The organism is Carnobacterium sp. AT7, from assembly GCF_000171855.1.
Taxonomy (GTDB): Bacteria; Bacillota; Bacilli; order Lactobacillales; family Carnobacteriaceae; genus Carnobacterium_B; species Carnobacterium_B jeotgali.
Genome location: NZ_ABHH01000012.1, coordinates 1 through 12530, shown reverse-complemented (window position 1 = coordinate 12530; position 12530 = coordinate 1). Strand labels below are relative to the sequence as shown.

Here is a 12530-nt window from a genome sequence, read left to right as displayed (position 1 = left end):
GAATCCCTCCCTTAACGGATTTAGTTGGTTGCTGTCAAACCTAGATTTGTTAATTGGCTAATCTTATACTCCCCATCAGTTTCAATGAGGGTAACTTGATACAATTGCGGCAAAGTAGAAACCACTTCATGATCCAATGAGTATTCAGTGGTTAATTGAACCAGAAAAATCAGTTGATCCGTCGGATGAAGATAGATAATCAGTTCCGTTAACTGATTCTTTACATCTAAAAAAGGCGGATCTGTAGAAGAAAGTTCTTTTAGGCGTTGAATGGTTTCATCTGTAGCCTTGTTTTTTAAGTGGTCGAAACGAGTAAGATAAGTATCGTTATCGTAGTCTAAATAAGTACGTAATCCCTCTTCAATCACGGTCAGTTTCTTTTGATTCGCTACAGTGTCAGTGAACTTAGTGTCTTGCTTGATTAGCTGGTCCATCGTTTTTAATTCTTCTTCTGCTTTTGAGAGCTTACTTTCTAGTGTTTGATTTGTTTGGTTTAAACTAAACAGCGATACAATCAAAATAAGTACCGTTACGCTTCCGGTAACCATTAGTAGTAATTTTTTCATCTCTATACCCTCAATCTTTACATCATTCATTACAATCCCAACAAGGGTGCCGGATCGATTCGATTATTGTTTTGATAGACCTCAAAATGCAAATGTACACCAGTAGAAGATCCAGAAGTACCCATATAACCAATGGTTTCGCCTGTTTCAATTTGTTGACCAGGCAGAACGGTAACCTCTTTTAAATGAGCGTAGAGCGTCTCTATTCCATTTCCATTCGTTAGTTTCACGTAATTCCCCCAACTGCTGGAGTAAGTTGCTTGAGTAACTTTCCCCTTCAATGCCGCAAAAACAGGTGGATTACCACCGCTCACAGGCGCAAAATCAACACCGCCATGCAGTTTGTTTTCTCCCGTTATAGGGTGGACTCGAAACCCAAAAGTAGACGTAATGGTTCGATCTTCAACTGGAAAGGCTAGTACCCCATTACCCGTCACTCCATCGGTTAAAGCTTGCTGCACTAAATCGGCATAATAAAAATTACCACCATTCGTGTATAAGTAATTGCCATTTTCATCAGCCACCGGGGATGAGTACGGATACGTTTGACCGGATGTATTGCCTAAAGAAGGTGCGACAACTTCTTTAGAATACACTTCTGCCAATTCAGTTGTGTGAACACCGCCGTTATCTGCAATATATGTTAAATAACCACTACCAAAATTATAGCTCTGGATAGCCGTGTTTAAGTCCACTCCTATTTGATTCATTTGATCGATCACATCTTTAAAGTGCTTAATTCCTATCTGAATACTGTAAACGGGATCTTGAATAGCATTAGGTGCTAAACCAATGGCTTCACTCGACTGCATGATATCTAACTGAGAACCATCTGACTCAGTAGCTGTAATGGCCAATACAATCTGTATATAATCTTCCATCCCATATTTGGCTAGTTCCTCTTCCATGATGGGTTTCCATTTTAGAACCGATTCAGGTATAGAAGCTAATTCGCTCTCATTAGTTCCAGTAAAATAACTGGAAAACGCGGTAACTAATATAATAATTAAGAGGAATAGCCCTAACGCAGACCAACCAAGAACTTTTCCGATTTTACTTTTAACATAAAACGTTAGTGGCTTCATTTGTATCCTCACCAACTTTACTCGTTGTTTTGTAGTGTCTCGATTTCTTTCGTCAATGTTATGATTTTATCCTTCTGAATCTGCTGTTTTTCGTCCTTTTTCTCATCATCTTCTTTAATGGCTTTTAACTCTTCTTCTGCTTTTGCCAATTCATTATCTGCTTGCTTAAGTTTAATCTTGTTTTCTAAAGAAGCTGACGGAAATTTTTCTAGTACTTTTTGTGCACTGGTCACATCATCATTGGTTAGATAAGCTAATCCCATTCTGACTGCTGTTTCTTCATCTTCTAGAAAAGGCAGAGCAGAGGACATTGCTGCAGTATCATAGGCCACAATAGCCTTTTCAGTTTCTAATTTAGTGGAGTGCTCTTCTGCAACTCCTGTCAGCGTTAAATCAAGAATCGTTTCGCTTTGATCGTTGTCGTAGTAATGGGCAATAACCGTCTCCAGAAATGACACATCTGTATCTATGGCTTGTTGGAATTGGTTATTTTCAAAGTACATAGTGGCAATGTCCTCTTTAGATTCTCCAGCTTTTTCCATAGCGATAGCCGCTTTTTCATAGTCTCCATTAACAATCTGTTGATTAGCTTCTAGTGAATAGTTTTTTTGTTCCATGTCTTGTTCCATTGCCTGAACAATTTGTTCTTGCTGGGCATTAGCGTGTTGCTTTGTCATTCCTACTGCAGTCAAAGAGAAGAGAACACTCGCAGCTAAAGCATAAAGAGTGCGTTTCTTCAATTTTTCTTTATTGGTTGAGTTATGTTGAATGTAATCATAGGTCACAAAATCATACGCTTCTTCAACAATCAGCAACATCTCTTGCCTGGTACTAGCCTGAAAAATAGCTTTAACCAATTCATTCCCACGCTTTAAGACTTCTTCTTTTTCTCCTAAACACGTTTCATAGCTAAAGTTAGTCAAAATAGCTAGAACTAATGCTTTATACCGGTCAAGATTGGAATACTTATGTTCTTGAGGCAAGACATTTGTAGCCAAATAAGTATATTTCACCGTTTGCATTGGATAATAAAAAATTGTGGCCGGATGAATACTCACAAAGTTAGGCATTTGTTGTAAAATGTTCTCTCTCAATAGTGTTTGGGCAATCGATAACTTAACGGAGTATTCTTCTTTTTTTATCATAGTAAGTGATCTCATGCTTTCTAATCGTTCATAATGAAGGTATAAGGTATGGTCATCTTCCTCTACTTGAATTAAATTAAAAAAATGAACATCATTTTGTTTTTCCAGACGTTCTATATCTTCGATTTGCTCATAGGAGCAGAGTTTTTTTGAAATTTCATACACGATTTTTTCTTTAAATAATTTGATACTTCCAAATTCAAAGTTCATCACCTTAAAGTCTTGCCATCCTAGCATCTTATCCCTCCTTGCTAGTCATATAGAAAGTTTTTAGCTTCTACCAACTCACTAGGTATCATCTGTATGCGTTCTTCATAGTTGGGTACTTCCATTGCAGGTTCTCCATAGTGTTCTTCGTACCGTTCTGGATCCTTTAACCGTAATTCTTCTTCTGTGAGCTCGACCTTCATAAATGCACGTTGCGACCCATGTATGATTAACGCTTCTCCTTGTTTTCTACGCGACAATAATTTCTTTTCTTTCTCACTGAAATTCATATGCAGTTTATCGGTCAAATCTTCCACACCTTTGTCATCTAATCCAAAAAAGACTTTAGTGTAACTGTTTCCGATAATGGCCTCTCCAACATTTTTTCTGTCACTCATAGTCCCTTCAAGGACATCTTGAATCTGTTGGGTTCCGGCAATCGCTCCTGCGTTGTACTTCCTGAACCGTTTATACGCTTGATAAAAAAATTGTGCAGCTTCTGGATTTTGAGTTAAAAAATGAAATTCGTCGACCACTAGTTTAATGTTTTCAGTCCTATTTTTAGTGATCTCGTCCCATAAGAAACTAAATGTATTGAGATAAGCAGCTGCTTGGACATCTGCTTCATTTTGTAGAGCTTTCAAATCAAACGACAACAAGTTGGCATTAATATTTATATTTGTATGGCCATTGAAAAGCGTCGTTGAACCATGAACATAACTTTCTAAAATGTAATAAAAATCTTTTAATACCTTAAAGCGGTCTTGATCGTTTTGTTTTAATTTTTCAATTTCATTAAAGACATTCTCTAAGGTAGGGTATTGTTCCGATTTAATTTCCGAAATACTGGAATACTTAAAAATACCGGCATTCAGATATGTATTGCGTAAAACAGAGTCCAATACAGCTTGCTCTACTTGAGTAATATCCGGTTTTAAGACTTGAAAAAAGCCTTTTACCCGTTGAATCTTATCTTTCACTAACAACTCTAAATCAATCGTTAAAGTTTCACTATTCTCGCTGATTTCTTCTGAGAAGATTTCTAAAGGATTGATTTTAGTTTGCGCATTTGACGATAAATGAACGACTGTCCCACCTAAGTGTTCCACTATTTGCGAATATTCATTCTCAGGATCAATAATAAAAACTTTAATGTCTCGAGCAACATACCGTAATATTTTTTGAATCATGTAGGTCGTTTTTCCGACTCCACTGGTTCCAATAACGACCATGTTTTGATTCAGTGTATTTTTACGATCTAAGTAATCGATAGCAATGAGACTGTTTGTGTCTTTGTTAATGCCTTCAACGTCGCTCCTGGGTGATAAATGAAGAATCTCAGCGTCGTCAAAAGGAAACATACTAGACGCTACTTCTGTATTCGATTCTTTATACGTATAATCCCCTAATAAATTTTCGCCAATGGGAAGGGCACTCCAAAAAGCTTGATACATCCCTTTTACTGGTATCATAGATTTCATTTGTAATTTAATAAGCGTTTTAGTGATATTTTCAGTCAAGTCATTCAAGACTTCTAACGTTGAAGCATTTAAGTAAATGTACGTGTATTGATAAATGAAACTGGAGTTGCTTTGTAAGTATTTATCCAATTGCCGATTTGCGGTTTCAATTTGTTGCTCTAAACGTTTTCGTTTTAATGGATCGTAAATCTTTAATAGTTCTGCTTCCTTATTCTTAATCGTTTCGTTGTAGTGGTGTATCATTTTTGTTGAACTCGACGACTGTAAGAATTGAGAAATTGTGATATTCCCTTTTTTTCGCTTGAGTTCGGATAACCAATTGCCATATTGAACTTTAGGGTAATCCACAATGGCTATGACGCGAATAAAATTATCGCCACTTTCAATATAATCAGGAAATTCCTCCCAAGAAAACGGATAGACCACATCTAAACTGCTCTTATCTAAAAAGGAATCCAATGAACTTTCCGTTTCTACTTTTTTGACTGGTGATTGATTCCTTTCTTCTTTGGTGCGTTTCTTTCCAAAATACACACGTTTCCCCTCCCTTCTGGAAGCCTTAATGATTGGAAAAATTCATGAGGTGTTTCAGGGTTTTCCGACATTCCATAGAGGATAATTGCCTGGCTTCCATATCGTAGTTTTCTAGGCTATTCTCCAATGTTTTGATAAATTGGGTTACTTTTTCATGAAGATTAGTGGCAGCCAATTCAAGGCTAGTCTGTTTTTTATCCTTTATTTTTTGTCGGATTACGATTAAATGTTTTTTTGTGCTCATTTGGTTCGTCAATTGTAAGTTTTGATAGTAATCCACATAGCTTGCGATTAAGGTAATCTTAGCTTGATTGATAGGATTTTCTTCTTTTACTTTTAAATAGCGTTTCTTCCAATACAACACATACTCGTCAAAAGCGACTGGAGTCGTCATATCTAAATACTGTTGCACTTCTCCTGTATCGCCTTCACCAATAGTCGACATTAAAAAAGCATTGAATTCGTCAAAAACGTCCTCTTGTTCAATTTCATTTAGTAAATCCAGGTTAACCCCGGAACCTTCAATCAAAGCGACGAGATAGCCTGTTTTTGTAATAAAAAAATCTTGATATTGTGCCTGAATTAACGACATATCCTGTAACGTTTGCTTCCCTGTGTCCAATTCTTTTGGTTCATAGCGAAAGATGTAATCATCTAAGGGTTCTTTACGTTGGTTCGTTTTGAAAGGAAACACGTTTCACCCTCCTATTCCATTGGTTTTCGTTTTTTTATATAAAATCGCTTTTGTCTAAAGCGATAACTTTTTTTATGCGTTAAATAATCCTGCATAGTAATGTTTTGACGGTGCTTAACAGGTTTTGCACTAATCAGTGCAAATGCTAGGGTTAACAATATTAGGATAATGATCAGCTTCAAACCCAATAACCATAGATTATAGGGCGGAATAGCCAGCAATATTAATCCAAAGAAAATTATGGGCAAGACATAAGTCGCCAGCTCCTTTAGTGACAGACCTAGAAAAGCCCCATAAGTTGAATTGACGTTATCTGGAAAAATAAATTTCTTCCCTTTTTTAGCCATTTAAATCCCTTCTTTTCTATACAAATAAACCATAAACCCATGGCAATAACCAAATAATGGCTGCAGCTAAAGCAACTAAGCCAGCTACCCGACCAACAGCTTGATAAACTTCGTTTTTTTCATGTGGATTGTCCGCTGCAGGCATCCGTTTGATAATAATGAATAATCCAACGACTGTCCCTACTAGCACCACTAATCCTGTTAAAATGCCTTGTACAATGTTACCAGCATTTTGCAATTTAGCTTCTACTTGTCCAGCCGATGCACCATAAACAATAGCTGGATGACTCATCACCGTTAATCCTGTTGCCACAATGGCCGAAATGATTTTTGATTTTCTTTTCTTCAACATAAAAACCCTTCTTTCACTTTAGTCTTTTCCGGTTGGTTCTTGCTCTAATCCCATTTTGGAGTAGTCCTTTTGTCTTTTTTGTTTCGTAGTTAAAAATGCGGATAAGGTTTCTTGTGCTTGTTCTTCGGAATCTAAACGTGGAGAAACAATAGCCAGATTTCCTTCTGTAAATTTCCCAATATAAAATCCACTTTCACGTTGATCTACTGACTCAAGCTCAATAATATGTAGCCTTTTTTCATATTTTTCAACTACATGACTTAGTTGGATCCCGTAAAAATCTAAAAAACCTTCTGCAAGACTCACCCCAATAAAGGAAAGTTCACTCATGATTTGATTAGGTTTAGTCGAATACTCTTCTATCTTTACTGTTCTTGCTTCTTCAACAAGTTCTGGCTTTCCATTCTGCTGTAAAAATCGTTCAAATAGATAAGAACGCGTCTCAACATTTGGTGAAAGTTCCTTTTTAATGATTTCTTTTCTGAGTGCTTCCAGTGGTTTTCCTTGTTCTCTCAACAGTTCTTCTTTCTTTGAATGACTAAGAGTTACGGACTGTTTGTCTAGGATCACTCCCTTTTGTCGATTGTGTAAAATAGAAGAATTCTCTTTCATACCAGACCATTTTTCAATATAAATACCTTTTCCTCCCTCCATAAAAAACAAAAAAAGTTATTATATAAAAATAGATTTTTTCATCTATCTTTATATGATAACTTTCATACATCAATTTTTCTAATCTTCTGCTCATTCATTTAACTATATTCTCTAATAATTTTATTAATTGCTGTTCAAGCACGATATTGCTAGGATAACCTGTTTCATCTGATAGTTCTTGAATCCTTTTAGAACTCGATTTAGTCAGTTGTATCCCTTGCTGAACGCGATTACTTTCCTTACTAACCCATTCAGTAGAAGGTGCACTATAGTCTAAAGTAAAAGCATAATTTAAAAGAGCTGTATTCGGGATTCCCGTTTGCTCTTTAAATAAAGCTAATTGATTGACTGTTTCTTGTGACAGACAAGTTGTGGAGACTGCTTTAAAAACTGATTTTTCTTCACTTTTCCAATTAGTATGATGGACAACATAACTTAAATAAGCGGATAAATACTTTCTGACGGTTAAAAGATACATTTTTCTATTGTCATACTTCAAAAGGATAAAGTCACTTATTTCGACTTGTAATTGCTGATGACTTACCTCAATCTTTTCTAATTCACTTTCTAGTTCTTCTTTGGTTACCTCTTTAAATTGATTCGCATAGAGGACTAAATGCAATAATACAGTAGAAGTCTTGGAAATTCCTAGATAATGACCGCGTCTCTCTAGTTCTTGATAAATCTCATGGGTCAGCAACAAACCAATTTTCATTAGTAGACCTCTTTTCTAAATGGTCGTATTTTCGTTAGTATACCATTGAAAAAAGAATTTTTATTGATAAATTTTATTTAAAACTCCTTAATTTGACGATTATACTACAAAAGGATATAATTGTAGTATAATCGTCAAAAGAGGTGAGTTTATGAATCAAATAAAAGACAAAGAAGAACGTTCAAAAACGAAATTATTATTGCAATTGATAGAAGAACTACATGGAACCATCACCTTTCAAGACGCTGAAAAGGCTGGTATTCATAAAGAATATGTACTCAAATTGTTCCAAGAAAATGGTTTAGAAAAAGTTGGTCCAGGTTCTTACGTTGCGATTGATCAGTTTCCTGATGAATACTATATTTTGCAAAAAAGATTTAAAAAAGGCATTTATTCTCATGAAACAGCTCTTTATCTTCTTGATTTAACTGATGTGACCCCTTTCGATTACCATATGACCTTTCCAAGGGGATACAATAATCCTTCTTTAAAGGAAAATAATATCTTAGCTAAGCATAGTAGAAAAGACACTTATTTAATTGGATTAATGACTATGAAAAGTCCACATGGAAACTCAATTCGTGTCTATGATAGGGAAAGAACCATTTGTGACATCTTTTCAAAAAGCAATCGAACAGATAAAGATGTTCAAATTAATGCCCTTAAACGTTATTTAACAACAGCAGAGAAAGATCTCATCAAATTAATGCAATACGCACAACTATTTAAAGTAGATCGTGACTTAAGAAAGTATATGGAGGTGTTAGTATAAAAACCCCAATTCAGTTGAAGACTAAGATCAAAAATAAAGCTCAAAAAGAACAAATAGACGCACAAATGCTTATGAGAAATTATATGTTGGAACGCATGTTAGTCAGAATTAGCAAATCAAAATATAGGCATTCCTTTATTTTAAAAGGTGGTTTTTTGATTGGCTCTCTTATTGGCGTAGACAAACGTACCACTATGGACATTGATACAACTATTACCGGTACAAATGTTTCATCCGATATGCTAAAAACGATATTCTTAGATCTGTGTGCTTTAGATATAGGCGATCACATTCAATTCAAGTTCAAAAATATCGAAGAAATTCGTGAAGAAGATGACTATCCAGGTTTCAGAATAGCAATAGTTGCTAATTTGCAAACAATGGCTATTCCGATAAAAGTAGACATTACAACCGGTGACATCATTATTCCAAAAGAAATTCACTATAAACATAAATTAATGTTTGAGGAAGAAGAAATTTCTATCCTTTCTTACCCTATAGAAACAATTTTAGCAGAAAAAATCCAAACGATTTACTATCGTGGTGTGTTTAATACCCGAGCTAGAGATTTCTATGATGTCTATATGTTAAGTAAATTAGAACCTATTCGAATTAACTATGATTTATTAAGAAAAGCCCTAACCGCCACTTGTAACAAAAGAAATACACCTAATATTATGCGAGATTATATAAAAACGTTGGAGTTTATACGAAACAATGAAGAAATGAGACAAATCTGGTCTAATTATCAAAATAAGACGGATTATACGAATAACTTAAGTTTTGACGAGGCATGTGACGCTTTACATCATTTGTTAACCCTTGTGTACACTAATCCTCCAATAAATAATTCTATTGAATAGAGTATCTACCTTGTGTAGGTACTCTATTTTTGCCTTATTCTTTTAATTCAACGCTTTGGTCCTTTAAAAGAACGTTTAGGTTTCTTTTTCTTCAGTTCTTTTTCTAGCGCACGTAATTTTTCTCTTTCTTCGTAATCTAATGAAGCCAGAATTTGATCTAACTGTTGAGGTCTAAATAAATAGTTCAACAATTGGCTGGAGGGCATAGATTTTTGTTGAGAAAAAGAAAATTCACTCGTTTTTTGTTCTTTTAATGTATCAGCTTGCTCTACACTCAGTACTCCCGTTTCGATACACTCATTGAGCAATAAATCGTGCAAATCTGGTCTTTCTATTAGGATAGTCTTCAATTCCTCATTCATAATTAAAGAAGAAACGTCTATAGATTCATCGTTGTTTAGGTTTCTTGCATTCCCATAGTCTTTAAAGTAAGTGACTGCGCTTTGCTGTTCTTCTAGTGTAAATTTAATCAGCGGTCTTTCTTTTAAACGAATTAAATTTTCAGCTGTTAATTGATCTCCATAATAATCAATGGCTTTAGAAAAGAGTTCTTTAGTTGGAATATCTTTATCATCCAGTTCTAAAGAAGGGAAATAACGCGTAATTTTGTCATCATAATAGTTTTGAATCACTTTCATAGCAATCTTATTTCTTTCTTGCTCTTTGATACTATTTTTTAATGTCGTGTAAACAGTATCCGGAAGATTTTCTACTGTTTTTACATCTTTGAAATCCACTTGGTATTTTTCTACAATGGATACTACCGTTTGATTCAATAGCTTATTTTTTTCTTCATAGACTGAATAGGAATCATAAGGACGTTTAACAACCTTTGATACTTCATGATACAGTTCTTGTTGGCTCGAGTGCTCAAGTAATTTTTCTACTTCTTCTGGTTCAATCACGCGGTCCTCTTTCACCGTTCGATTCGCTAAAGTTTTCACCTGATAATCAGATAAGTTCTTTTGATCTATGGTTGGATAATAGTGTTCAAGTAATCGCTCAGATTCTTTTAAAATGAGGCGATCTGCTTTCTCTACTAATTCCATTTGAGACTCAATCAAATTCAATGTCTTTGTGTCTTCTTTAAAGAGATGGTTTACCCTAGCAGAATTCGACCAATTGTTCAGCATTCGTTTCTTGTCTTCGATCTGATCAAATGAGATATACGTCTTTAATTCTTTTGATAAACGAGTGATTTCTTTCTTTTCTGTTGGACTAAGAGAACGAACAATCGTTTCAGTCTCTTTTACTTCATCAGCGTCTTTTTTTAACGTATAAACAATGGCTGCCTTTGCATTAGACTCTTTAATTTCTTTATTGATTTGAATACGATCGCTATTTTTTCCTTTGGCTTCCATCTCTCTCGCAACAAATCCTTCATGTATGGTCGGCTGCTTTTCTTCTCCTAGATCTGCGTAAGATTTTTCTGAGATTGTTTGATCAATCCCATTTTCTTTTAAAGAATGATTAGCCATGGTGGCCCAATTTTCTCTCCATTTTTGCATCCGTTCCTTCGAATCCCAGTCCGTTACATTTGCTTTTCTATTTTGACGGTAGCCACTTTTTGTATAGAGCGGATTACCTTCTTCATCATTAATATAAATTTTACGCGATTTTACGTCCCAATTGCCATTTTCATCGAAAGGGCGAATCGTCAACATTACGTGAAAATGAGGGTTCATTTCATCATCTCTATGAATAGAAATATCCGCCACCATTCCAAGGTCGACAAAGTTTTTCTGACAATAGTCTAACGTTAATTTTTCTTGTTCGAAAACCGATAATTCCACAGGCAATGCAATATTAAATTCTCTAGAAAGTTGCGCATTCTTTGATTTTTCATAATTTTCAACTTCGTTCCATAATCGTTCTCGATTTAAGCACCAGTCAGGAGCATGAGTAGGCTTCAATATAAACGTAACAGGCTGGATATCTCGACGGTAAAATTTTGTTTCGTTATACCGCTCGCTATACAATTTATCACCTGAACGATAAGCTGTACTTGAAATGGCCGATTGACCTTTACTTCTAGAAATGATTTTTGCAGACAAATGATAAATAGCCATGGTCTCATCTCCTTTCTGGTTTTATTTACTTAACATGAGCGAGAGCAAATTTTATCACACGGAATTTTTTAAGGGAATGATAAGTGAGCAAAATAAAAATTTATTTCTATGAGCACAACTCCAAATTTTACGTAGTAAAATATTGGAGTATAAGTGCGCCCTTTACAGGGACTATTTTACCATCTTGCTTTTTCTTTTACAATTATTTATCTTTCTGTCATACTATTTTGTATAGTAATTTAAACATTAAGGGAGGAAAAATATCATGGCAAACATTTCAAAAAAATTAGAACAAATAGAAAAATTAAAAAAAGAGCTATTAGAGGAAAAAGAAAAAATTGAAAATACTTTAGGAAAAGAATTGATTAACCAATTTGGATTAGACTACGAATCCTTAACAAAAAATGAAATAAAAGAATTCGTAGATAATTTAAAAGATAGCTATGATTTAATGAATGAAGACCAATCTTTAAACTCTATTAATTCAGTTGAATCACCTACAGTAGGTTAAACTTATGAGTAATCACTTTAAACAGCTGCAACAAGAAATCAATCGAGTCGAACGATCCATTCAATTAGACTCTCAAAAGAAACGAAAAGAACGAACGAAAAGACTCATTCAAAAAGGCGCTTTACTAGAAAATTATTTTGAATGTGAACATTTATCAGTTGAAGAAACAGAAGAATTATTAAAGATGTTTTCAAGTTATGTTAATGCGAATAAGACTATTAAATTTAAATAGTTAACTACTCTTTAAACAATTGAGGAAATTAATTTTAAAAGTTATACTGTGGAAGCAATGTATTTAAAAAGTCCAAGAAAGGATGATATGAATGACTAATAAACAAGCTTTAGGTTATATGTTATTGGCTTGCAAAGATCTTAAATTAGATAAAGATCAAGCTGATAAATTATGGGATGCTATGTTTAAAAATATGGATGAATTTACTGAAGAAGAAGCTCAAGAAAAAGGGCATGTATGGTTAAATTCTCATTAATTTGTATACCCTTAAATAAATTCATTAGATGGTAGTAGTATTAAGTT

15 protein-coding genes are annotated in these 12530 nt (G+C 34.5%); 5 read left to right on the top strand and 10 right to left on the bottom strand.

What is annotated here, in order from left to right:
* Window positions 1-20: 20 nt before the first annotated feature.
* From CAT7_RS06060 to CAT7_RS06020, 9 genes are all read right to left on the bottom strand, one after another.
* On the bottom strand, window positions 21-566 hold the full coding sequence (locus tag CAT7_RS06060; RefSeq protein WP_023176446.1) for a hypothetical protein: 546 nt from the start codon (window positions 564-566) through the stop codon (window positions 21-23).
* A 29-nt stretch (window positions 567-595) separates the two neighbouring features.
* Window positions 596-1651: a lysozyme family protein gene (locus CAT7_RS12540; protein ID WP_007723207.1), complete on the bottom strand. Its 1056-nt coding sequence runs from the start codon at window positions 1649-1651 to the stop codon at window positions 596-598.
* Between the two features lie 17 nt (window positions 1652-1668).
* Window positions 1669-3033 (bottom strand): hypothetical protein, encoded by a 1365-nt coding sequence (locus tag CAT7_RS06050; protein WP_007723204.1) that lies wholly within the window; start codon window positions 3031-3033, stop codon window positions 1669-1671.
* A gap of 14 nt (window positions 3034-3047) precedes the next feature.
* Window positions 3048-5018, bottom strand: coding sequence for a VirB4 family type IV secretion system protein (locus CAT7_RS06045; protein ID WP_007723203.1), 1971 nt, complete (start codon window positions 5016-5018; stop codon window positions 3048-3050).
* A gap of 25 nt (window positions 5019-5043) precedes the next feature.
* The gene (trsD, locus tag CAT7_RS06040; RefSeq protein WP_007723199.1) at window positions 5044-5712 is read right to left on the bottom strand and encodes a TrsD/TraD family conjugative transfer protein; all 669 of its coding nucleotides are present in this window, start codon (window positions 5710-5712) and stop codon (window positions 5044-5046) included.
* An 11-nt stretch (window positions 5713-5723) separates the two neighbouring features.
* Window positions 5724-6059 (bottom strand): PrgI family protein, encoded by a 336-nt coding sequence (locus CAT7_RS06035; RefSeq protein ID WP_007723197.1) that lies wholly within the window; start codon window positions 6057-6059, stop codon window positions 5724-5726.
* A 16-nt stretch (window positions 6060-6075) separates the two neighbouring features.
* Window positions 6076-6411: a CagC family type IV secretion system protein gene (locus CAT7_RS06030; RefSeq protein WP_007723195.1), complete on the bottom strand. Its 336-nt coding sequence runs from the start codon at window positions 6409-6411 to the stop codon at window positions 6076-6078.
* Window positions 6412-6429: 18 nt separating this feature from the next.
* Complete coding sequence (locus CAT7_RS06025) at window positions 6430-7023, bottom strand: hypothetical protein (protein WP_035019430.1); 594 nt, start codon at window positions 7021-7023, stop codon at window positions 6430-6432.
* A 136-nt stretch (window positions 7024-7159) separates the two neighbouring features.
* Entirely contained in the window at window positions 7160-7780 is a 621-nt protein-coding gene (locus CAT7_RS06020; RefSeq protein ID WP_007723191.1) for a hypothetical protein, read from the bottom strand.
* Between the two features lie 151 nt (window positions 7781-7931).
* On the opposite strand from CAT7_RS06020, the gene CAT7_RS06015 reads away from it, so the two are divergent.
* Both CAT7_RS06015 and CAT7_RS06010 read left to right on the top strand, forming a co-directional pair.
* Window positions 7932-8552: a type IV toxin-antitoxin system AbiEi family antitoxin domain-containing protein gene (locus CAT7_RS06015; protein WP_007723189.1), complete on the top strand. Its 621-nt coding sequence runs from the start codon at window positions 7932-7934 to the stop codon at window positions 8550-8552.
* 83 nt (window positions 8553-8635) lie between these two features.
* Window positions 8636-9415, top strand: a complete 780-nt coding sequence (locus CAT7_RS06010; RefSeq protein WP_198008043.1) for a nucleotidyl transferase AbiEii/AbiGii toxin family protein — start codon at window positions 8636-8638, stop codon at window positions 9413-9415.
* A 47-nt stretch (window positions 9416-9462) separates the two neighbouring features.
* On the opposite strand, the gene mobQ is transcribed toward CAT7_RS06010, so the two are convergent.
* The gene (gene mobQ, locus CAT7_RS06005) at window positions 9463-11484 is read right to left on the bottom strand and encodes a MobQ family relaxase (RefSeq protein WP_007723182.1); all 2022 of its coding nucleotides are present in this window, start codon (window positions 11482-11484) and stop codon (window positions 9463-9465) included.
* Window positions 11485-11749: 265 nt separating this feature from the next.
* On the opposite strand from mobQ, the gene CAT7_RS06000 reads away from it, so the two are divergent.
* The 3 genes from CAT7_RS06000 (at window position 11750) to CAT7_RS12305 (ending at window position 12483) form a co-directional block, all read left to right on the top strand.
* Window positions 11750-11995: a hypothetical protein gene (locus CAT7_RS06000; protein ID WP_007723180.1), complete on the top strand. Its 246-nt coding sequence runs from the start codon at window positions 11750-11752 to the stop codon at window positions 11993-11995.
* A 4-nt stretch (window positions 11996-11999) separates the two neighbouring features.
* Window positions 12000-12227, top strand: coding sequence for a hypothetical protein (locus tag CAT7_RS05995; RefSeq protein ID WP_007723178.1), 228 nt, complete (start codon window positions 12000-12002; stop codon window positions 12225-12227).
* 91 nt (window positions 12228-12318) lie between these two features.
* On the top strand, window positions 12319-12483 hold the full coding sequence (locus tag CAT7_RS12305; RefSeq protein ID WP_007723177.1) for a hypothetical protein: 165 nt from the start codon (window positions 12319-12321) through the stop codon (window positions 12481-12483).
* Window positions 12484-12530: the final 47 nt, after the last annotated feature.

Bases quoted from the DNA above. Each gene is read 5' to 3' on its own strand.
- CAT7_RS06000 (WP_007723180.1), top strand. From the start codon at position 11,750: ATGGCAAACATTTCAAAAAAATTAGAACAAATAGAAAAATTAAAAAAA.
- CAT7_RS06035 (WP_007723197.1), bottom strand. From the start codon at position 6,059: ATGGCTAAAAAAGGGAAGAAATTTATTTTTCCAGATAACGTCAATTCA.
- mobQ (WP_007723182.1), bottom strand. From the start codon at position 11,484: ATGGCTATTTATCATTTGTCTGCAAAAATCATTTCTAGAAGTAAAGGT.
- CAT7_RS06060 (WP_023176446.1), bottom strand. From the start codon at position 566: ATGAAAAAATTACTACTAATGGTTACCGGAAGCGTAACGGTACTTATT.
- CAT7_RS06015 (WP_007723189.1), top strand. From the start codon at position 7,932: ATGAATCAAATAAAAGACAAAGAAGAACGTTCAAAAACGAAATTATTA.
- CAT7_RS05995 (WP_007723178.1), top strand. From the start codon at position 12,000: ATGAGTAATCACTTTAAACAGCTGCAACAAGAAATCAATCGAGTCGAA.
- CAT7_RS06020 (WP_007723191.1), bottom strand. From the start codon at position 7,780: ATGAAAATTGGTTTGTTGCTGACCCATGAGATTTATCAAGAACTAGAG.
- CAT7_RS06010 (WP_198008043.1), top strand. From the start codon at position 8,636: ATGTTGGAACGCATGTTAGTCAGAATTAGCAAATCAAAATATAGGCAT.
- CAT7_RS06025 (WP_035019430.1), bottom strand. From the start codon at position 7,023: ATGAAAGAGAATTCTTCTATTTTACACAATCGACAAAAGGGAGTGATC.
- CAT7_RS12540 (WP_007723207.1), bottom strand. From the start codon at position 1,651: ATGAAGCCACTAACGTTTTATGTTAAAAGTAAAATCGGAAAAGTTCTT.
- CAT7_RS12305 (WP_007723177.1), top strand. From the start codon at position 12,319: ATGACTAATAAACAAGCTTTAGGTTATATGTTATTGGCTTGCAAAGAT.
- CAT7_RS06030 (WP_007723195.1), bottom strand. From the start codon at position 6,411: ATGTTGAAGAAAAGAAAATCAAAAATCATTTCGGCCATTGTGGCAACA.
- CAT7_RS06050 (WP_007723204.1), bottom strand. From the start codon at position 3,033: ATGCTAGGATGGCAAGACTTTAAGGTGATGAACTTTGAATTTGGAAGT.